18 protein-coding genes and 1 pseudogene are annotated in these 18920 nt (G+C 58.8%); 11 read left to right on the top strand and 8 right to left on the bottom strand.

Going from position 1 to position 18920, the window contains the following annotated elements:
* Positions 1-5: 5 nt before the first annotated feature.
* From ACCD05_RS25820 to ACCD05_RS25795, 6 genes are all read left to right on the top strand, one after another.
* Positions 6-1208: an ABC transporter substrate-binding protein gene (locus tag ACCD05_RS25820; RefSeq protein WP_413396287.1), complete on the top strand. Its 1203-nt coding sequence runs from the start codon at positions 6-8 to the stop codon at positions 1206-1208.
* A gap of 64 nt (positions 1209-1272) precedes the next feature.
* Complete coding sequence (locus tag ACCD05_RS25815; RefSeq protein WP_111563930.1) at positions 1273-2196, top strand: carbohydrate ABC transporter permease; 924 nt, start codon at positions 1273-1275, stop codon at positions 2194-2196.
* A complete protein-coding gene (locus ACCD05_RS25810) occupies positions 2193-3026 on the top strand; it encodes a carbohydrate ABC transporter permease (RefSeq protein ID WP_413396285.1) in 834 nt (277 codons plus the stop codon). Before ACCD05_RS25815 ends, ACCD05_RS25810 begins: the two co-directional genes overlap by 4 nt.
* Positions 3027-3087: 61 nt before the next feature.
* Complete coding sequence (locus tag ACCD05_RS25805; protein WP_413396283.1) at positions 3088-3969, top strand: sugar phosphate isomerase/epimerase family protein; 882 nt, start codon at positions 3088-3090, stop codon at positions 3967-3969.
* On the top strand, positions 3966-4961 hold the full coding sequence (locus ACCD05_RS25800; RefSeq protein WP_413396281.1) for a Gfo/Idh/MocA family protein: 996 nt from the start codon (positions 3966-3968) through the stop codon (positions 4959-4961). The genes ACCD05_RS25805 and ACCD05_RS25800 overlap by 4 nt, the downstream gene beginning before the upstream one ends.
* A gap of 704 nt (positions 4962-5665) precedes the next feature.
* Positions 5666-5908, top strand: coding sequence for a DUF982 domain-containing protein (locus tag ACCD05_RS25795; protein ID WP_111563934.1), 243 nt, complete (start codon positions 5666-5668; stop codon positions 5906-5908).
* A 511-nt stretch (positions 5909-6419) separates the two neighbouring features.
* On the opposite strand, the gene ACCD05_RS25790 is transcribed toward ACCD05_RS25795, so the two are convergent.
* Positions 6420-6770: an RT0821/Lpp0805 family surface protein gene (locus tag ACCD05_RS25790; protein ID WP_111563935.1), complete on the bottom strand. Its 351-nt coding sequence runs from the start codon at positions 6768-6770 to the stop codon at positions 6420-6422.
* A gap of 996 nt (positions 6771-7766) precedes the next feature.
* Here ACCD05_RS25790 and ACCD05_RS25785 point away from each other — a divergent pair.
* A complete protein-coding gene (locus ACCD05_RS25785) occupies positions 7767-8051 on the top strand; it encodes a hypothetical protein (protein ID WP_111563937.1) in 285 nt (94 codons plus the stop codon).
* Between the two features lie 73 nt (positions 8052-8124).
* Here the strand turns inward: ACCD05_RS25785 and ACCD05_RS25780 are convergent, their stop codons facing one another.
* Positions 8125-8373, bottom strand: coding sequence for a hypothetical protein (locus ACCD05_RS25780; RefSeq protein WP_112950591.1), 249 nt, complete (start codon positions 8371-8373; stop codon positions 8125-8127).
* Between the two features lie 277 nt (positions 8374-8650).
* Between ACCD05_RS25780 and ACCD05_RS25775 the strand changes: the two genes are divergently transcribed.
* Positions 8651-8905 carry a hypothetical protein gene (locus ACCD05_RS25775; RefSeq protein WP_112980671.1) on the top strand — a complete coding sequence of 85 codons (255 nt, stop codon included), beginning with the start codon at positions 8651-8653 and terminating at the stop codon, positions 8903-8905.
* Positions 8906-9706: 801 nt separating this feature from the next.
* On the opposite strand, the gene ACCD05_RS25770 is transcribed toward ACCD05_RS25775, so the two are convergent.
* Together ACCD05_RS25770 and ACCD05_RS25765 are read right to left on the bottom strand one after the other, a co-directional pair.
* Positions 9707-9934 (bottom strand): hypothetical protein, encoded by a 228-nt coding sequence (locus ACCD05_RS25770; protein ID WP_181459301.1) that lies wholly within the window; start codon positions 9932-9934, stop codon positions 9707-9709.
* Between the two features lie 2 nt (positions 9935-9936).
* On the bottom strand, positions 9937-10290 hold the full coding sequence (locus ACCD05_RS25765; protein ID WP_162718086.1) for a DUF983 domain-containing protein: 354 nt from the start codon (positions 10288-10290) through the stop codon (positions 9937-9939).
* A gap of 279 nt (positions 10291-10569) precedes the next feature.
* On the opposite strand from ACCD05_RS25765, the gene ACCD05_RS25760 reads away from it, so the two are divergent.
* Together ACCD05_RS25760 and ACCD05_RS25755 are read left to right on the top strand one after the other, a co-directional pair.
* A complete protein-coding gene (locus ACCD05_RS25760) occupies positions 10570-11946 on the top strand; it encodes a PLP-dependent aminotransferase family protein (RefSeq protein ID WP_112436071.1) in 1377 nt (458 codons plus the stop codon).
* A gap of 304 nt (positions 11947-12250) precedes the next feature.
* Entirely contained in the window at positions 12251-12967 is a 717-nt protein-coding gene (locus ACCD05_RS25755) for a DUF72 domain-containing protein (protein ID WP_413396277.1), read from the top strand.
* Positions 12968-13159: 192 nt separating this feature from the next.
* Here ACCD05_RS25755 and ACCD05_RS25750 read toward each other — a convergent pair whose 3' ends face one another.
* Entirely contained in the window at positions 13160-13777 is a 618-nt protein-coding gene (locus ACCD05_RS25750; RefSeq protein ID WP_413396275.1) for an outer membrane protein, read from the bottom strand.
* 516 nt (positions 13778-14293) lie between these two features.
* Here ACCD05_RS25750 and ACCD05_RS25745 point away from each other — a divergent pair.
* Positions 14294-14701 carry a hypothetical protein gene (locus ACCD05_RS25745; RefSeq protein WP_112436020.1) on the top strand — a complete coding sequence of 136 codons (408 nt, stop codon included), beginning with the start codon at positions 14294-14296 and terminating at the stop codon, positions 14699-14701.
* Between the two features lie 142 nt (positions 14702-14843).
* Here ACCD05_RS25745 and ACCD05_RS25740 read toward each other — a convergent pair whose 3' ends face one another.
* The 3 genes and pseudogenes from ACCD05_RS25740 to ACCD05_RS25730 all read right to left on the bottom strand — a co-directional run bounded on the left by ACCD05_RS25740 (position 14844) and on the right by ACCD05_RS25730 (position 18702).
* On the bottom strand, positions 14844-15152 hold the full coding sequence (locus tag ACCD05_RS25740; RefSeq protein ID WP_112436019.1) for a hypothetical protein: 309 nt from the start codon (positions 15150-15152) through the stop codon (positions 14844-14846).
* A gap of 2727 nt (positions 15153-17879) precedes the next feature.
* Positions 17880-18082 (bottom strand): annotated as a pseudogene (locus tag ACCD05_RS25735) (transposase); the annotation flags it as partial.
* 347 nt (positions 18083-18429) lie between these two features.
* The gene (locus tag ACCD05_RS25730; RefSeq protein WP_112436017.1) at positions 18430-18702 is read right to left on the bottom strand and encodes a hypothetical protein; all 273 of its coding nucleotides are present in this window, start codon (positions 18700-18702) and stop codon (positions 18430-18432) included.
* Positions 18703-18920: the final 218 nt, after the last annotated feature.

Below are 18920 nucleotides of genomic sequence, written 5' to 3'. Positions count from 1 at the left end.
AAGGCATGAAAATTCTGAAGACTTTGGCGCTCGGCGCCGCCTTGACTGCTTCGGCCGCCTTTAGCCAGGCCATGGCGGCGGAGACCGTCCGTTTCTGGTACCATTTCGACAATCCCGCCAATCCGATGTCGGATCTGGTGAAGAAGTTCGAAACAGCGAACCCGGATATCAAGATCGAAGCGGAAAACGTTCCATGGAACAGCTATTACGACAATCTCTACACGTCGATCGTGGGCGGCAACGCGCCTGACGCCGCCATGGTGAAGCTGTTCGCACAGCCGAGGCTCGTCGAGATGGGCGCGCTGGAGCCGCTCGGCGAGCGGATCGATGCCTGGAGGGGCAAGGCCGATTTGCTCGACAACCTGCTCGAGCTGAACAAGGGACCTGACGGCCAGCAGTATTATCTGCCGATCCAGTATGTCGTTCTCTACCTCTATTATCGCACCGACCTCTTTCAGGCCGCGGGCCTGAAACCGCCGACCACCTGCGAGGAGTTCAGGGACGACGCGATCAAGCTGACGAAGGCACCGGATACCTACGGCTTCGGACTGCGTGGCGGTAAGGGCGGATGGGACCAGTGGGGCTCTTTCGTCATGTCGCAAGGCGCTGAACTGAAGCCGGGCGGTCTGACGACCCCGGAAGCGATCACTGCCAACCAGTGGGTTGTCGACCTTTTCCAGAAGGACAAGGTCATCCCTCCCTCGGCACCGAACGACGGCTTCCAGGAAATCATAGCCGCCTTCAAATCCGGAAAGACGGCCATGACCATCCATCACATCGGATCCTCCAAGGATCTCGTGGCGGCGCTGGGCGATAAGGTATCAGCCGTGCCGGTGCCGAAGTGCGGCAAGGGACAGTGGACATCCTACGGCGATGAATCGCTGGCGATCTTTTCGTCGTCGGCGGTGAAAGATGCGGCATGGAAGTGGATTTCCTTCCTCGCAGAGGGCGAAAACAATGTCGCGTTCAACAGTGCGACCGGCCAGATGACCGTGACCAAGAGTGGTTCGGCGAACTGGAAACTGCATGAGCGCCGCTTTGTCGACGCTACGGTGCAGTCGCTGCCCTTCGCCAAGGTACTGCCGCAGACGTCGGCCGTGACGGAGTTCGTCAACACCGCGTGGCAGACGAACATGCAGCAGGCTCTCACCGGACAGATCACCGCGAAGAAGATGATGGAACAGTTGCAAACACTCTTCGCCGAGTAGTCCATGGGCGACGGCTCCGGTTTATTCCGGGGCCGTCCACCGCAGTTCGTCCCCGGAGCCGATCATGTCCTTATCGACGACCTCTCCCCCGATGCGCCGAAGCCGAATCCAATGGCGTTCGGAACGCGTCCTTCCCTACATGCTCTTGGCGCCGGCCGTCTTCGTCACGCTCGTCATCGTCTTCATGCCTATGATCCAGGCGGTATGGACGAGCTTCCACGATCTCGTGCTCTTCAGGCCGAATGCCAGCAAGTTCGTCGGCTTCGCAAACTATGTGAAGCTGTTCAACGATCCTGTCTTCTGGGTGGCGCTCTGGAACACGATCATCTGGATCGGCCTGACCGTGCCGCTACAGATGGGGCTCGGCCTGTTGACGGCGCTGCTGCTCAATCGCGAATTTCCGTGGCGAGGTCTCGCCCGGGCACTGATCATTATTCCCTGGGCTCTGCCGAGTGTCGTCATCGCGCTGATGTGGCGCTGGATCTACGATCCGAATACCGGCGTACTCAACGACATCCTGATCTACCTCTCGATCGTCAAGGCAGCGGTTCCGTGGCTTGCCGATCCCAATGTCGCGATCTACGCGATCATCGCCACCCTGACCTGGCAGGGATTCCCGTTCTTCGCGGTGATGATCCTCGCTGGCCTGCAGGGAATTCCGAAAAGCCAATACGAGGCGGCGTCGATCGACGGTGCGTCTCCGTGGCGTCAGTTTCTTCACATCACCTTGCCCGGGATCGCACCGGTTCTGGCGACCGCCGGGTTGCTCCGGGTGATCTGGGTCGCCAATTCGATGGACGTGATCTTCGTTATGACCGGCGGTGGGCCGGGCTACGCAACGCATACGTTGCCTCTCTACGCCTTTATCAAAGCGCGCCAGAATCTCGATTTTGGCTACGGAACGGCAATCGCCGTGACCTTCACCCTTTTCCTCGGCGCATTCGTCGCCGTCTATCTGGCCCGGACGATGCGGGAGGTGCAGAAGTGAAAAAACCCGGAACCCTTCGGCGCATCCTGACGACCGACGTGCCGGTCGCGTTGCTGGTGATCTTCGCAATGGCGCCGTTCGCCTGGATGATCATGACGTCCCTGACGCCGACCGCGGCGCTCAACGCCAACGGAGTGTCGTTGTCGCCGGCGGCATGGAGTGGCGACAACTACGTCAGGCTTTTCGAGCAGACGTCGTTTCTGAAGAACATGATGGACAGCCTGATCATCGCCGGTGGGACTGTCGTCGTCGGCCTGATCGTCTCGGTCACGGCGGCCTATGCCTTCTCGCGGTTTCGCTTTCCCGGCCGGAAATTGTTGATGCTCCAGTTCCTGCTGATCAACATGTTCCCGATCGTGCTCCTTATTCTTCCGCTATTCGTGCTGATGAGAAAGTTCGGAATACTGGACACGCATCTTGGCCTGATCCTCGCCAACGCGACCGTCGCCATTCCTTTTGCCGTCTGGATGCTGACGAGCTATATCGGGGCGATCCCGAAGAGCCTCGACGAAGCGGCGATGACCGATGGTGCCTCGCGGCTGACGGCGTTGCGGAAGGTGGTGCTGCCGCTGACCATGCCGGGGATCATCTCGACAGGCATCTATATCTTCATCACCGCCTGGAACGAATATCTCTACGCCCTGACGCTCGGCGGCCGAAACGTGCGCCCCGTCACCGTCGCGATCCAGACCCTGATCGGAGAATACCAGATCGAGTGGGGTCTGCTCGCGGCGGGCGCCGTCGTCGGCGCCATGCCGGCAACCATCCTCTTCCTTCTCGTGCAACGGCGCCTGATCGGCGGCCTGACCCAGGGGGCAGTCAAGGGCTGATGTCCATCGATTCTCCATACGGTTCGAAAGTTCGAACCCCGCTCATAAAAAGGAATGGCGAATGAACCCGATCGGGTTGATTTCAATGCAGTATGCGCGACCTTTCACAGCCGAGCATTTTCAGCTGTTTGCGAAGATGCACGAACACGGGTTTGATTTCGTGGAACTTCTCGTTCCCGAGGTCGGTGAGCTCGACATCAAGGAGACGCGCAAGGCACTTGAAGACGCCGGGCTGGGCGTAGTGCTCGCAGCCCGTGTCAACCTCCAGCGCAATCTCGCATCGGCCGAGATCAAGGCTCATCGGTCCGGGGTCGAATATCTCAAATACACGATCGATTGCGCCGCGGGGCTCGGCGCGAAGATCGTCGGTGGACCGCTGACCGGCAACCCCCTGGTATTCGCGGGCCGACCGCCGCAGCCCATTGACGAAAACGAGCGGCTGGCGCGCAAGGATCGCTGCGTCATGGGGTTGAGGGAGGCGGGGGACCATGCCCGCAATGCCGGCGTTGCCCTTGCGGTCGAGCCGCTCAACCGGTTCGAAAGCGACGTCCTTTGCACGACGCAGCAGGCCATGGAACTGCTCGACGCTGTCGATCATCCCGCCGTGAAGCTTATGCTGGACACGTTCCACATGCACATGGAGGAGAGCTCTCTCGCCGAGGCCATCCGGCTCGGTGGTGATCGCATCGTGCATTTCCAGGCGAACGAAAATCACCGCGGCTTTCCCGGCACCGGCATGACCAACTGGGTCGAAGTCTGCCGGGCGCTGCACGAGGTTGGCTATACTGGCCCGATATCGCTTGAGCCTTTCCGACGGACGGACGACCGTTTCGGCGTGCCCTTCGCTCAGTGGCGCGCACCCCACGAAGACGAAAGCGATCGCCTCTCGGCATCGAGCGCCTTCATGAAATCCCACCTCCTGCTTACGGAATATCGTCGATGACCATGAAAATCGGTTGGATCGGTTGCGGCATTCACGCAACACAAATGCTTCTCCCGCAGCTCGTCCGTCATGACGTACAGCTGATCGGACTGTGCGATATTGACGGCGCGCGCCTGAAGAGCGCCGGCCGCCAGTTCGGTGTCACCAATCTCGTGACCGATGTCGAGGATATGCTGCGCACGCCTGGCCTCGACGCCATCGGCATGGCGGTTGGCCCGGACCAGCATCTGGCCTTCGGCAAGGCGGCGCTTGAGAGGGGCTTGCCCGTCTTCATGGAAAAACCGCCATCGGGAAGCGCGGCAGGCGCACGCGAACTGCTGGCCGCCTCCGAGAAGGCGAGGAAGCCGCTTCTGCTGGGCTTCATGAAGCGATACTCGATCGGCAACCGGATGGCTGCGAACATCGTCAGATCTGGCCGTTTCGGTGAGGTGATGGGACTAACCGGCTATTATATGACGGCGCCCGGATACTTCGCCGGAAACGTCGATTACACCGGCTTCTTCCTGCACCACTGCGTCCACTATATGGACCTTGTTTCATTCCTCGTTTCGCCCGTGCGCGCCATTACGGCCCGCAAGGTCGAGAAAACGCCCGGCCGCGTGCTCTTCCATGTCGGGTTCGAATTCGAATGCGGAGCGATCGGCAACATTGCGATGGGGACCATTCAGTCCCGCGGAACGCCGGTGGAGCGTATTGAGTTGATGAGCGATCACCAGAGAATTGAGGTCGACGACGTGATCGAGATCAAATGGCACCGCGATCCCCCATTCAAGATCGACGACCTAGGCGCGACGCTCAAGGACGATAGCGACACGCTAACGTGGAAGCCAAACTTCACCGCGGCGGCAAATGAAGATCCGAAGGGTTATCACTCACTACTGGCAGACGTTGTTCCCGCGCTCGCCGGTGCATCAACTCCGGCGCCTGGTATTGCTGACGGAGTAATCGCAATGGAACGGCTGGAGACGCTTCGAGCAGCTCTCGACATCTAAGCTCAGGCCTAAATCGATTTGATCCGCGACACGGATTCTCTATTCGAGGCTCCGATGGACGAATTGTTTTCGCTGAGCGCGGTTCATGCTTCTTTCGAGCCTGGTTAAGTTGCCTTTCGGTAAGCAGTTGGACATCAGCCTCTCCTCCGTGGCTTAGATATCAGCGGCCGGCGCATTCGTTCGCAATTCTCGCTTCGGCCCGACAGCGGAGATTTTTCAACGGCGCCACGACAGGGGCTTGTCCATTACCTGCTTGCAACCAACGGCATTGACGTAGCCGCACGCCCCGCCGCTCCTTGGGTCGAAGCAATATCAAACGAGCCAATCGGCCCGCCCGACCCCATGTCATAGGCCTCGACCGATAAGACAGACCATTCCTGGTGCCCTGGCATCATAAGGAGAACGGCCATCAGAAGCGGATGGGCCTCGGCGAGAGATGCCTCGCCCGGGGTCGTCCAATAGGTCCCTATCTCGTCTTCAGCCCATGGCTTCTTGATCGGCGTCCTGGTCATCGCCAGCATCCTTTCCTGTTCTTTTTGTTCTCCTTGTTGCCGGAGCCAATATCTTGATGAGGACAAGACCCGGAAGCCTCTGGAGGAGACCTCCGTCCGGGACCGTACCAACACGAACTCGATGCTTTTCTAGACCGCTCCGCTCCCTAAATAAATTTGCATACGAATGTTCAGCGTCGCGAGGAGGATAGGATGCCGAATAATGCTTGGAATGCACCAGTTGCCGTCGATTTCCCGCACCAAGAGCGGAAGATAGTTGGCGGTCCGTTTGAAGCCATGACGTGCCTTATCGACCGATGGCCCAATATGAGTGGTCTCAAGTTTCTGCGCGCCCGCATGGCATGCAAGGCTGCTCTGGACGGCCGCATGAGCGCGGATGCCGCCCGCGTGATTTTCGTGGAAGCCGTCGGCGAGGCGGGTGGCAAAGCGCACTGAACCTACCGTTCCCGTGGTCTACGCCACCTTGATGGATCTTCAAAGGTGAGAGTCCGCTGGTTTCGTGAAGAAAATGGCGGACTTTTCGATATCAAATCCACCGAGCGCGGCCCCGTCCCGATCCCCATGACACCTTGACGCAGAACGAGTGAGAAAAAAGCGACCTGTGGCGTCCAGGGCGCTTCAGCTCTCGGGAGTTGCAGCTGGTGCGGAGGCAGCGCCGGTTGACACGAAATCTTCAGACGGGATTGTATTTGCCCAGTCGCGGGACGAAATATGCCGCGGCACGATCGCGGACGGCGATAGGAAGAATTTTCGCCTTCCAGGAAATCGCGCGGCGCTGGCTTTTTCCGGCGCAGTCTATTCGCTCCGCCGAAGCGACCTCAAATAAACAGGGCGGGTGTATCGGGAAGTGGTGATGAGGTCGCCGGCGGCTTTCGAGCTTATCGCGTGATCGGTTGCGTGAGCCGGGTACCCTCCGCCCATGTCTTCTACAAGGCGGGAAACCCGACTAGCCATTGATTTTCCAATGGTTGTTACCCGAGGGGCAGGCGATGCCGTCCAACGTTGAGCTTCCGGTGATCGTCTGATGCGTGCTGATGAATTGCCTGCAGCCTTGCCCCCCATCCAGGACAGGTCCCACTTGCTGAATGACGCCAGCGCTGCCAGTTGAAGGGTTCGCCCAGGCCAAGGGGCGCAAGCCAGCGTCGGAACGTCCAACCGTCTCGGCGATCACCGCTTGATCAGTTTGGCGCGGGGCTTGGGGCTGCGTCGTGGAGGCCGTGACAAGAGGCTCGGTCGTCGAGCAAGCGCTCACCAAGAGGAGAACCGGAAAACTCAGGCAGCGCCAAACTCTAAGCATACATTTTCCATTTCACATCACACTGCTGGCCACCATAGCGGCCTAGCCATTACCTAACGGTTACCGACCCGTAAATGTTCGCGCGCCAAAAGAAAAACATTCAAGGATCGAAAGTATGCCCTCCGCCGGAGAGCAGGTCGACATCATGGTGACCAGGGTGAGTGCCACCGTGGTTCCGACCCCTCGCTAACATTGCCATGAGAGATCGGCGCCGTCCACAAGGTGATCGACGGCCAATCCTCCTCTGAAAGCGTCTTGCTTGCCGCGCGCAAAGCCTCGCGAACCTTGATACCTCGAAATCCTTCGGCATGGAGCCGGTGGCGGGACGCGGCTAAGCCGCGGGCGGCGTCAGGAGCCTCTCGGAAAAACCCTTTTATCGCGTTCCACTGAATACCTTGGCGAGGCCATGGGTTGCCCTTGGCCACCGCGCATTCCTCATTGACGCGTGGCGAAGTCGACATCGTCCCACCGACCCGGGAGCCGATTTTCAGCGACCAAGGTCGGGTTCCCGAATGGCCTCGATCAAGACGAGGGTACGCTTTCGTACGGCGACCTATCTTCGTCTTCGGCGTTTCCTTTATAGGAGGATGTCATTATGACCCAAGATCAGCCCAAACGCCGAAGGTCGTTGAGCCAGGCCCAGCGGGTGGAGGCGCGCGACAGAACCGATGAAGTCGCACGGGAGACAATCGAGGAAGAGCGTCGCCGACGTGAAGCTAAGACCTGGCGCCTTCGGGCAGCGCGGATGCAAGCGCAAGAGCGCCAAGATGGCACGGCGACCGAGACTGGAAACCGCACCTTGCCTTGAGGCCTTTCACGGTTTCGACGAGACGAAACTTGAAGTCCGGAGGGTTCGCGCTAAATCCCCCATTGAATTGTTTCCGACGATCTTCACGGAGGTCAGGAGGTCGTCGTTGAGGCAGGGGCAAGGTCGGGCGCGAGAGATCCGCCCGACCTTGCCATTTTCGAAACAAGCGCTTCCAGAAAGCCTGGAGAATGTCCGAAGATCTCAAACCATCCTTGATGACACCGCGGGAGATCACCGCTGTCCTAGTTAGATTCGGGAAATTGTTGGATGGGTTCGCGTTGCAACTTCCGACTGATAAGAATTTGCTCGCCAAGCTGGTCAGGGACGCCGCCGCCGCCATCAAGGAACTTGCGCACGACGTGGGTAGCGGCGATCCGGATATCGCGGTCGAAATCGTGAAATCGGCCGCGCGCTTGGTCGCCGCGATACGCGAGCAAGTCACGAAATCTCCCCCAGGCGTGACTATCCATTGATGGTTGTCCAAGCCATGGATCGGTCCGGGTCGGTGGCCCCCGGTAACATCAAGGGGTCAATTTCCACCTCCGTCTAACGACCGATCAGATCGCTGTCACGAGTACCACTCGCGAGGTCGTGCAGCGCCTGCGTGTCCTCCGGATCATATTCCGCGGACATGATAACGGTCAAAAACGCCGCCCGTGCTATGTCTTTCTTGGAGGCATTGGGGTGCCTTTCCTTGACCGCTTCAATCAACGCTTTTGGCTTCATACCGGGGACCGCCAATTTTCTGATCGTCTCGGCCACAAACTCTGTTTCTCGAAGCTTCTTCTCGCGCATCCTGTCTCCCTAGGTTACGGGGTGATACTAGGGGAAGGTCATGTGAGATTTTTGACGCCCCATTCGCTAGCCGATGGGCATGGCCGCATGGCGGTCCTTCTCGGTCTTGCCGGTGCCATGTTCGATCGCCACTTATGGAGGCAGGGCCGCCACGTCCGGGAATTGCCTAAACCAGAAAAGATCATCGGCACGGGTGAGGCATCGCGACCCAGATTGGTTCGCAGCGTCCGAGAGGATTGCCCTGACGCTCATGCCGCGAGACAAAAAAAGGAGCACCATGCCATTTAAACCACGCAGCGGCGACGTTTGCCTGTTTGAAAATGAAAAAGCCGGACACGAGGACGCACCTGACCACCGGGGTTATTTCGTGGCGCACCGCGACATCAAGGCGGGAGAGAAAATCCAGTTCGTGTTATGGTCCGGGCGAAAGGGCAGCGCTCGGTCGTTCGGCGGAAGGATCGACGAACCGTCCTCGACCATCCGCTCAAAAGCTGTTCCAACCGACCTGTTCGGCAACCCCGTCTCGGAATGAAGCCTCGGGACGATCAGACGGCGGTCGTGGCGATGAGAACCGCTTACGGACGTCTTCGGGATGGCCTGGCGATTCCGCGAGGACGCAGTGACCGCGCGGCTCGGTCAGGGCGATTAGGCGCTCCTTGATGCTCCTCATAGTGACAAGAGACAACGAACGCCTGGGCGTGCGTGCGCCATCGGGTCTCGCGCGGGTTAACCCCGACGCCGCGACCGGAAGCTGCGATACGATCTGTTTCGAGGATCCGTTCACGCGGGACCTGTCATGCCGCGCTCGCCCCGGCGCTAGCAGACCTGGTTCCTCGGTTTTCCGACTTGATCCGTCCTAGGGCAGGTGGCTTTGGCGTGGTAACCAACGAACCTAGTTCAGGAAATGAGCACTCGTTGCCTGAGCGGGGACAACAATCCCCGAGTACAGCACCGCGACACCTTCCGGGCCACGAAGGGCCTTGCCGTAAGCGGCAAACAAGCGGAAATCTCCGTCGTCCCCCTGGACGCGGTAGTGTCTTGTTGCGGGATGTCCGCGATAATTGCATCGATGATTACTTGCGCCAACTGGGGTCGGTCGTCCGGGTGCACTCGAGACAGGTATTCCTTAAGTGGAAGCCCTCGTTTGGTTTGACGCGGATCCAGGCCAAAAAGTTCCGAGGCCGAACGTGGGACAAACGTGACATCGGATGGCGGAACTATATTTGCCAGATGCAAACCCTAAATCGGGTACCAGGGCTCGCCCGCCTGGCGGGATCAAGCAGGCACGGCGGCTTCGACATTTTCCGCCAGACAACGCCTGTCCGCCACGCGCTCAGGGATAACTCAGATCCAGACCGAGCATGTTGCTCAAGACGAACGCGAAGAGCACCACGGTCAGGAGCGTCAATAGGAATGCGCCAGCAACCTTTCCGCCCATGCGCAGCAGAGCCCGCGTCCCGCCTTTCTCGCCCTGGTCGTAATGCCATTTGATTGCATAATACATTGCCACGCCCAGCGCGAGCGCCTTGAAGGTTCCAAGGGCTATGGGTATCCACTCCATGATCAAGACTCCTTGCGCTCGCGCGTCCTGGCTTCATCCGCGGACGCCGAAAACTTCCAGCTGGGCTTTCGTGTAACGACGAACGGCCCTATCGCGGCGACCGTGGGCGCATCGTCGCGGTCAGGGGTCGCGCGTTCCGGCGCTTCCTTGGCGCGTGAAAGCCAAACCTTCAGCAGTCGCAAGGGCAGGATGCATGCGACAAATACAGGGGGTAGGGCGACGAGAAGGTGGGTCCACGGGGACGGCGCGTAAACGACCTGGATACGCAACGCCAGCGCCGCCGCGGCCAGGCCGATGAAGCAGTAAACACACAGCGTCAAATGATCCCATGGCTGGGTGGATGCCCGCTCGTTCATCGGCGATATCGGCGACCGTTCATAACTCATGGCTCGACTTCCACTTATTGATGGGATGCTGCTTACATACATTCTCCGATCAAAATCGCATATTATCCAAATTGTCGCAGCTCGTTGAACGGGGAGCGATGTTCGGCCGATCAAAACGAAAATCCCGCCAGCTCGCCCTAAAATTGGCCAAAGGCGGGTGCCCGAACGCGCGTTCCCGGTAGTTCGCTTGACAAGGCTTTCCATCTTAGATCCATATATTACGGAATTGATTGGATCACGATGGAACCGATGGCAAAAACGACATGGGCACCGCGGCTAGACAACAGCGGGGGACCGATTTACCTCGCGATCGCCGACGCGCTCGCGGCTGACATCGCCAGTGGACGTCTCGCGCGAGGCGATCGTCTTCCAACACAACGCAAGCTCGCCGATGACCTCGCCATCGACTTCACGACGGTTAGTCGGGCATACGCGGAAGCTCGCGGCCGCGGCTTGATCGAAGGACGGGTTGGTCAGGGAACCTATGTCACGGCAGGCCGGAGCCTTGCATCGCGCGCCGAACCTTCGGGTCTGGTCGACATGACCATGAACCTGCCACCTCGTTTCGCCAACAGCTCCATCGAGCAGCGTATGTGGGAGGCGGTTGGCGACCTACGGGATCGTGGACTCGATTTGCTGATGCGCTACCAAGAGCCCGGAGGCATCATCGACGATCGAGCCACCGCTGCCTCCTGGCTCTCGCGCAGGCTGCCTGATGTCACTCGTGATCGCGTCCTCGTCACGGCGGGCGCTCAAGGAGCTCTCCATGCGGTTCTGAGTGTTCTCGTGGAACCGGGTGACACGGTTTGCGTGGAGCATTTGACGTATCCAGGTTTCCGCGCCGTCGCGTCACACCTTAGGCTCAAGCTCGCTCCGTTGGAGATGGACAATCATGGACTTATCCCGGAAGCGTTCGCGAGAGCATGCAAGGCAATGAAGCCGAAGGCATTGTATTGCATGCCGACCCTGCACAACCCGACCACACGCACGATGCCCCTGGCGCGCCGCCGAGAGCTGGTCGAGTTGGCGCGAGTAAACGATGTTCCGATTATCGAGGATGATGCCTACGGTTTCCTGGCTCCCGACGCGCCAACACCGCTCGCCGTGCTCGCGCCGGACAGCGTCTACCACCTCGCGAGCCTGTCCAAGTGCCTGTCTCCCGCCTTGCGCGTTGCATACATCGCGGTACCTGAGGGGCGAGCCCATAGGGTCACCAACGCCATCCGCGCATCCGCCTCCCTGGTCTCGCCTCTCACGAGCGCAACGGCTTCTAGATGGATAGAGACCGGCCTGGCGGATACCGCGCGCAAGGAAATCATGCGGGAAACCGCCGCGAGGCTACGCGTCTTGCCTGAAACGTTATCCACCTTTGCCGAGACTTCCCCTCGAGGTTTCCATGTCTGGCTAAACGTGCCGGAGCCCTGGAACAGGGGTGAACTGGTCTCGAGATTGCGTTCGGTTGGGATTGGCGTCGTGGCCAGTGACGCGTTCGCGGTGGTGGACGCTCCAGAGGCCATTCGGCTTGGCCTAGGCGCGCCCGCCACCATCGAGGAATTGCGACGGAGCATGACAGTCCTCGCGGACCTCCTGTCCCAGCAGCCGGCCATTTCCATGACGGTGGTATGATCCAAAGGTCGTCGCGGTCATGGCTGGAGCGCGCGTCGATTTCAAGCTGCGCCCACGCGGACGACATTGCAGCGTTAACGTCGCGCGCGGGATAGCTCATCCACCACCCAAACCTAGCGACGTCGGTTAGCCGACGCTGACGCGATATCCCGTTTCCTTCCCCGTGTTGGGAAGAGCTGCTTGCCACGGGATCAGCTCACGCTGATCTCGGAATCAATTTTTCCTAGACGTTCCTCGCTTTAGGGCCAGGGACCTGGGTGGATTGCGGAACCTTGAAATCATCCTCGTCGTTTCAGTCTGGTGATTGCGAGCTAGAGAGGAGCACGATTTGCCGATCATCGCCACAGCGGGCTGGTCCATTCCCAAAAATGTCGCTGGCAGCTTCGAAACGGAAGGAAGCAATCTCACTCGATACGCCTCGGTCTTCAACGGTGTCGAGATCAACTCAACCTTCCATCGCAGGCACAGGAAATCGACCTTCGCGCGATGGGCCGCCGCCGTTCCGGCCCGCTTCAGGTTCGCGGTCAAGATGCCCAAGACGATCACCCACACCCACGCGCTGAAAGACGTCGCCAAGCCGTTCAGGACCTTTCTTGAGGATATCGCGCCGCTCGGGGAAAAACGCGGGCCGCTCCTTTGCCAACTGCCGCCATCGCTGCCGTTTGATGCTGGTGTTCTTGATAGCGCGTTCCAGGCAATCCGGGATTGCTGTGACGGGCCGATCGTCATCGAGGCCAGGCACAAGAGTTGGGCCGCGGCCGAGGCACTGGAGCTATTGAAGGCCTATGCGGTTGATCGGGTTTTCGCCGATCCCGCCCTGGTCTGGGAGGCGGGGGAATTCGAAGGGGCGCCGAGATACTTGCGCCTGCACGGCAAGCCAAAAACCTACTATTCCAACTATACAGCGAACGAGATTAGGTCATTCTCGGGCATGGTGGCGTCGGACGGCTGGTGCGTGTTCGACAACACGGCCTCGGGAGCGGCGATCGAGAACGCGCTCACCATGCTTGGTGACCCGTGAAGTTCCAAGCCAATCCGCGTTGGTTCCCAACAAATTGGTGGATGCTGGGAGGGAGCCCCGCGACCGGCGCATGACAAGGCGATGTCGCGTCATCGGAAAGAAAGACTGGCGCCACCACGACGGCACCCTTGAATTTACGAGCCGCGAACAAAAAGCCCTGCGGAAGCGGGGCTTTATGTCGCCATGGGAGTTTTAGAACTTCACGCCGAGGCCTATCTTGACCACATGCTGATCGGCATCGACATCGAAACCAAGCAGATCCTTGCTGCCGTAGTCATTGTACCGATACTCCACGCGGCCAAAGACGTTGTTCGTGAACGCGTAGTCCAAACCCGCGCCGACGGTGTAACCGTTGAATGTCTTCGTTTCCTTGTCAAAGCCAGGAACGTCCACGAATCCACGCGTCGCGGTCCACCCAGCGGCGCCATAAATCAGCGCATTATCAAATGCATAGCCAACACGGGCACGCACGGCGCCAGACCAATCGCTCCCGACATTGGCGCCCAGGAAGTCCTTGTCGTTCCAGTTGTATTCAACATTGCCCTCGACGCCCAAGACGATGCTATTGTCGAGCTGCCAGTTGTAGCCGACGAACCCGCCGAACATGCCGCCGTTAAAGTCTTCCGAATCTGATGGCCCGCCGGCGGAGAAATCACCGTTCAACCAACCGGCACCGCCGTCGATACCGAAATAAGGACCGCTCCAAGTGAAGGGTGGGGCGGTTGCGACAGGCTGCTCAACCAAATCCGCCGCGAAAGCCGTGGTGCCCGAGGCAAGAACGAGCATGGCCGCGACAAGGAACTTCTTCATGACGCTTCCCCTACTAAACACTGCGCTAAACCTAAGGTATTTCGAGGCGAATGTCTGTAGCGACAATGCAACAGTGAGTAGAGCAAGATGCCGAAGACACGCTCCCGTTGATCGCTATTCCGGCATGAGCCAGGGAAAGCGGCGACAACGGCAACGCCGCGGCCGTTAGCCAAGGGGAAGTAGCCCTGTGGCCGCCCCTGGCAAAAGCTGGACGAAGTATCGATCGTCAAGCGTGATCGTCCGTCTTACCCGCCGCGCCAGCTCGATCAGGCCAAGGCACCATATCTCGCCGCAGCCTCCAACGGCTACCTTCGAACTCGTCACTAATCCGATCGCCGAAAACTGCTCGCCAAGCGATTACTACACGTGGGCCTTCAACCAACCCATCACCTCGCCACTCTCCGCTCGAAGGCAGCATGCACTTCCCATGCGCGCAGAGCGAATGGAACAAAAGCGAGCCCAGCGACGTAATCCGTCATTGGAAGCGCCGGCCAACCGTTCGCAGGGAGCAACATCATGCCAATCAAGAAAGAACACCGAACCCTTACCGACCACGCGGCTAAGATTGGTGAACCCGTACCTCGCGGCATAGTCGACACGAGCACGGCCGAAGTTGGGGTTCCGATTGAGCCAGGTTTCGACGCGAAAGACGAGATTGGACAACTCCGGCGGCAGGTGGAAGCGTTGCATGAACAGGTTTTCAATCTCGCTGGCACAATGAAGAGCGGCGCTCGCCACGTTGCCCGCCGGACGGAAGCGACGGTCAAGCTTCACCCTCTCTCAACGCTGATCGCGATCGCCGCCATCGTGGGCACCGTCGCTTTCACGGTCGCTGGCGCGAAGTCCTTGCCGAAACGTTCGCGATACGACAAAACGTTGGACGAATTACGCGATGCCTATGGCCGGATGCGCGAGAGATTTTAACGCGCCATCATGGATGGGTCGCACAAGAAGTCCCAAGTACGGAGTTCGTCATCCGTTTCGCGGTGGCTAACTGTGGAAACGGCTGAAGCGCGAATTGAAAAGCCGCCATCTTTACGATGACGGCTTTTTCGCCGGTGGCGGCTCAGTTATTGTGGGCCGCGCAAGCTTCGTCTTCTGGCGTGGCGTTGCTCTTGCCACCCTGGGTTTGAAGTTTGCCGGTTCCAGCGCTGCTCGCCGGATTGGCGCACTTCGTTTTGTCCATCTTCATTGTGCTTCCAGTGGACGTTTTATCGACTGCCTTTGGTTTCTTCATGTCAGTGTTGGCGCCGCCACCGGTATCACCGTGGTTCTTGTCCATCGTCGATCCAGCCGGCGCTGGGTTGGACTGAGCGAAAGCCGCCGTTGACATGCCAGCCACGAGGATTGCCGCGGCGATCATCTTCATACGCATTGTGTTTCCTCCTCAGGATTCTGCGCTATTGACCGCGGCATAACAACGGCTCGGTCACGTTGTTCCACGCTCGAAGGGAAAATCTGCTCCCCGACCGGTTGATATCCAAGACGCCCTCGGGCGGAACAGGCAAGATGATGGGACACCCGCCGCGATTAGTGGCCAAAGAAACCACGTTGGCCGCACGTCACTTGTTCAAGCGGTCGCTACCTAAAAGGAGCCTTTACGATCCCGGTTCCTAGACTATCCGAAAGACAACAAGGTGGCGTCGGGACCGCCTCCATCACAATGAACCGCGAGCTCAAGCTGATCACTCGAGGAGAGCCACGTTGATAGCTCATGGGCATCAAAATCAATTCCATCCGAGCCGCTCCTGATTGAACTTGGCGGTCTTGCCCGCCGATCGCTTGAGCGCTCGCTCTCAATTCAATTTCGCGAATGACCACCGCCCGCGGTGGCGACGCGGCGGGAGATCCTCGTGCTTTCAAAAAAAGAACCCCGCTTCAAGCGGGGTCAGGGGTGCTGCCCGGAGCAGCGGACGGATTGATCCTAGCACTGTCTCACTCCGCTTCAAGGACTTTTCGAATACCCGATGGCTTTCGCTATTAAAGCGTGGATTTTGGAGCCAATGAAACGCACCATGCCGCTGGTCCCCGAATTTCATCAAAGGGTGAGGCGCCGGCTACCCGCTCCAATTCCCTGACCGCGAATTGTCAGCGGCGAGTGAGTTCCAACATCATCGGCGATGCGCCTCATCAACATGTCCGCCATTTTTATCGCGGGGTTTGCGATCACCGGAGTGTCGCCGCGGATAAATTGAAGGCGAGGGGTGTGGAGAGCCGGGAGAGTTACAGGGGCTCGAGGCCCTCCACGTGTCGGGAAGTGTTGAGGACTATCTCGACGGCAGCGAAACATTAAGTACGTCGAAATGTTAGGCCCGGAAATTCCACCGGCAACGGTTATTAGCGGCCGGACGAAATTGACGGGTGTCGACGTCGAATAGGCGGACCCGCAAGAGAACACGTTTGACGAATATGATGCTCGTCCTTGATGGCTAACATCGCGATCGGAAGGCTCGGCGCGATGACACGTCGCCCTGATCCGGCGGTCCCGCCCAGTAATGGTTCATGTTCCGTTCATGACGCAAGGTCCATGGTCCTAACATTCACACTGGAAAGGCAAAACCATGAATAGAAACATTTCGCGTATCGGCACTGCCTTGGTTGCGGTTGTCATGGCGGCATCTAGCTAAGCCAGGCCTACTGGTGCTCGTTTGCTATTTTTTTCGTTTCGCCCACCAAACGTGTCTCGGGATTCCCGCTGGTGAGTGCTTGCCCATTACGCGTTACCCGGGGGATGGAAGTGAACGCAAGCCTCGGCGGTCGATCGTGTGAGACGCCAAGGCGCCTCCTGCGTATCGCTCGGCAATCAGAAGCAATTTATTCGTGCGGTCGCTGTCGAAGTTATTGGTGACAAGAATTCGACCTCCTCGCGAGGCCGAATTCTCTCTTTGCCGCATGTCCCAGGAAGTGGACGGTGGCGCATCTAGTCGATCGGGTGTCATCGGTCAAGCATGCCATGAGGGATATCAGTGCAAGCCGACCACTTCTCTGACCTCTTTTGTGGGGCAGCCCCTCCGAGAGATGAAAGGTGCTGGCTGAAAGACAGATGAGGAACCCGTAAGCCGGTCATCGCGTGCTTGCTTGGATTGGCGACGGTGTCGAGCCAGTGCCAGAACTGGGCGTTCATGTCGTCGAGGCTGCCACCAACGAGATCCTCGTGAACATGCCGAAAAGGCCGCTCGACCTTGCCTTTTGCCCTGGCTCGGAGGCTTTGCACGCGTTGGGATGAAATCCATAATCGCGAACCACGTCAATGAGAGCAGGGCTGTGGATAATGTCCTGCGTTTGACCCTCGCCGACAACAGCGGTCTTCATTCGGTCGTGGAGCACCTCCCGCGGCGCACCTCGGAAGCCGCGATGTAACAACGTACGACGGTCGGCAGGCCCTGGTCCATGAGGAAACAAGCGCGGATCACAGGCGTCTTTTTAGAAACGTGGTGCTCCACGAGAATATCTCAAGGTCATCGGATACATCCGTGGAGATCCAGCCCGATAGGCGGCCTTCATGGAAATTCGTCCTCGTGGCCTCTTCACTTGCCATCCTCGGCACGGTTAACCTTGGGCCATGGGGTTGCCGACCGTCTTCCGCCATCGAGTAAGAGAGAGCCGTCGCGTTGTGGCCGCCGGTGCCGCGGCGTCGGGGGCTTGAGATCGAGGTCTCTCTTTTCCAAAAAGGCTCTACCCGCTCTTCACCAAGCGGTGGCTCCATGACGCCGCCCGCGAGCGTCGCTCCATCGGGCGGTCCACCATTGGTCTCGGTCCGCTGGCGGGCAGGCGAACATACAAGCGCTCCGTCACGTGCCGACGGCGTCATGCGAGATCCAGCGCGGAATGAGGTAACCCTCGATTGTATATGCAACCCTTCGCGGAACTGATAGGCCCGACCCACATCATCTCGCCGGCAATAAAGTGCACGATCACGCCGAGCGAAACGACGCCATCGAAATCGTCAAGCGCGACGGCTAAAAAGAAACCCCGCGCGGGGCGGGGTGAATTGGAGAGAGGGTAGCCGCGCGGGCATGGGGTATAACCGCGGCTGTCGATGAAACTCCCCGCGCGCCAGAATGTTCCCTGTCAACTCAGCGCCGCGCCATGGCCGCCGCCTGGCCAGCAGCTTCTTAAGCTTGGCGGTCTCGTCTTCCAAAGCCTTCAGCTTGCGGGCATTGGAAATCTCCATGCCACCGAACTTCGCCTTGTATTTGTAGAAAGCCTCTTCGGATATCCCGTGCTTGCGCCCGTCCTCGGGCCGTTTTCCTGCTCTTTCAATATCCCGATGATCTGCTCATCCGTGAACCGTGAATGTTTCATGCTGTCCGCCTCCTCAGAATGACGGACTCTCCCAAGATTTGGAGGGAGTTTTGGGTCTCAGGTCATCGCCAATCGATTGGCGACGCTTCGAAAGCGCTCCAAAATAATTTCGGGTCTTCGCAAGGCGAGTAAGGTCCAACCATGGGCAACGTGGTCGATGTCGGTCATATTCGCTACACTCGTTGGGATACGAGAAAGTTGATGGCGAAGGGCTCTTTGGGAAAATCCGCTTTGCCTGTCCCTCGAGCTTCGAACTCTCGAGCTTGGAACTCTCGAGCGACAACCTATGTTAGCCGATCTAGAGAACAGGCCAATGCACGCCGATAGGTAGCAAAGGTTCTTAAGAATCAATGAAGCGTGGCGTTAGGAATGTCCAGTTCAAATTTGCCGAGAAGCAGTGTGGCCTCTTCAACGACAGCGCTCGAGGAGGGTGAGTAGTCCTCCGCGATAGCTAATTGATTCAGGTCAAGCTGGTTGGCTAATTCCTCAAGCATAGTCCATAGCTTATCCCCGTCATGCTGAGCAATGGACGCCAGTAAGTGCAGCCTTTTTGCTAGCGTTTCAAGGTGCAATTCGCGTTGTTCGATGGACATTTGTGAAAACTGGCTGATTCCAGACATCGGTTCGCTCCCTGGGGGTGCGCTGTCCGAAAACTGACCGAGAAGAGAGGTGACAACCATCCTTCGAATAGCATGTTGAAGATAGCGCAATTCACGCAAGTATCAATGCCCGCGCCTGGTGGCGCGATCGTGCCCCGTAGCGTGGTGTAAGTCGACGGTAGCAAAGCCGCTCGCGAGCGCGCCCTTAGCGCGCTGTAGCGAGTGAGCGGCTTTGCGGG

This window comes from Rhizobium sp. Rhizsp42 (assembly GCF_047304155.1).
Taxonomy (GTDB): Bacteria; Pseudomonadota; Alphaproteobacteria; order Rhizobiales; family Rhizobiaceae; genus Rhizobium.
This window is presented reverse-complemented; position numbering and strand designations above follow the sequence as displayed.

Excerpts from the sequence above, each read along its gene's own strand:
- ACCD05_RS25820 (WP_413396287.1), top strand. The coding sequence starts at position 6 with ATGAAAATTCTGAAGACTTTGGCGCTCGGCGCCGCCTTGACTGCTTCG.
- ACCD05_RS25815 (WP_111563930.1), top strand. The coding sequence starts at position 1,273 with ATGTCCTTATCGACGACCTCTCCCCCGATGCGCCGAAGCCGAATCCAA.
- ACCD05_RS25805 (WP_413396283.1), top strand. The coding sequence starts at position 3,088 with ATGAACCCGATCGGGTTGATTTCAATGCAGTATGCGCGACCTTTCACA.
- ACCD05_RS25800 (WP_413396281.1), top strand. The coding sequence starts at position 3,966 with ATGACCATGAAAATCGGTTGGATCGGTTGCGGCATTCACGCAACACAA.
- ACCD05_RS25795 (WP_111563934.1), top strand. The coding sequence starts at position 5,666 with ATGCCGAATAATGCTTGGAATGCACCAGTTGCCGTCGATTTCCCGCAC.
- ACCD05_RS25790 (WP_111563935.1), bottom strand. The coding sequence starts at position 6,770 with ATGCTTAGAGTTTGGCGCTGCCTGAGTTTTCCGGTTCTCCTCTTGGTG.
- ACCD05_RS25785 (WP_111563937.1), top strand. The coding sequence starts at position 7,767 with ATGTCCGAAGATCTCAAACCATCCTTGATGACACCGCGGGAGATCACC.
- ACCD05_RS25780 (WP_112950591.1), bottom strand. The coding sequence starts at position 8,373 with ATGCGCGAGAAGAAGCTTCGAGAAACAGAGTTTGTGGCCGAGACGATC.
- ACCD05_RS25775 (WP_112980671.1), top strand. The coding sequence starts at position 8,651 with ATGCCATTTAAACCACGCAGCGGCGACGTTTGCCTGTTTGAAAATGAA.
- ACCD05_RS25770 (WP_181459301.1), bottom strand. The coding sequence starts at position 9,934 with ATGGAGTGGATACCCATAGCCCTTGGAACCTTCAAGGCGCTCGCGCTG.
- ACCD05_RS25765 (WP_162718086.1), bottom strand. The coding sequence starts at position 10,290 with ATGAACGAGCGGGCATCCACCCAGCCATGGGATCATTTGACGCTGTGT.
- ACCD05_RS25760 (WP_112436071.1), top strand. The coding sequence starts at position 10,570 with ATGGCAAAAACGACATGGGCACCGCGGCTAGACAACAGCGGGGGACCG.
- ACCD05_RS25750 (WP_413396275.1), bottom strand. The coding sequence starts at position 13,777 with ATGAAGAAGTTCCTTGTCGCGGCCATGCTCGTTCTTGCCTCGGGCACC.
- ACCD05_RS25745 (WP_112436020.1), top strand. The coding sequence starts at position 14,294 with ATGCCAATCAAGAAAGAACACCGAACCCTTACCGACCACGCGGCTAAG.
- ACCD05_RS25740 (WP_112436019.1), bottom strand. The coding sequence starts at position 15,152 with ATGCGTATGAAGATGATCGCCGCGGCAATCCTCGTGGCTGGCATGTCA.
- ACCD05_RS25730 (WP_112436017.1), bottom strand. The coding sequence starts at position 18,702 with ATGTCTGGAATCAGCCAGTTTTCACAAATGTCCATCGAACAACGCGAA.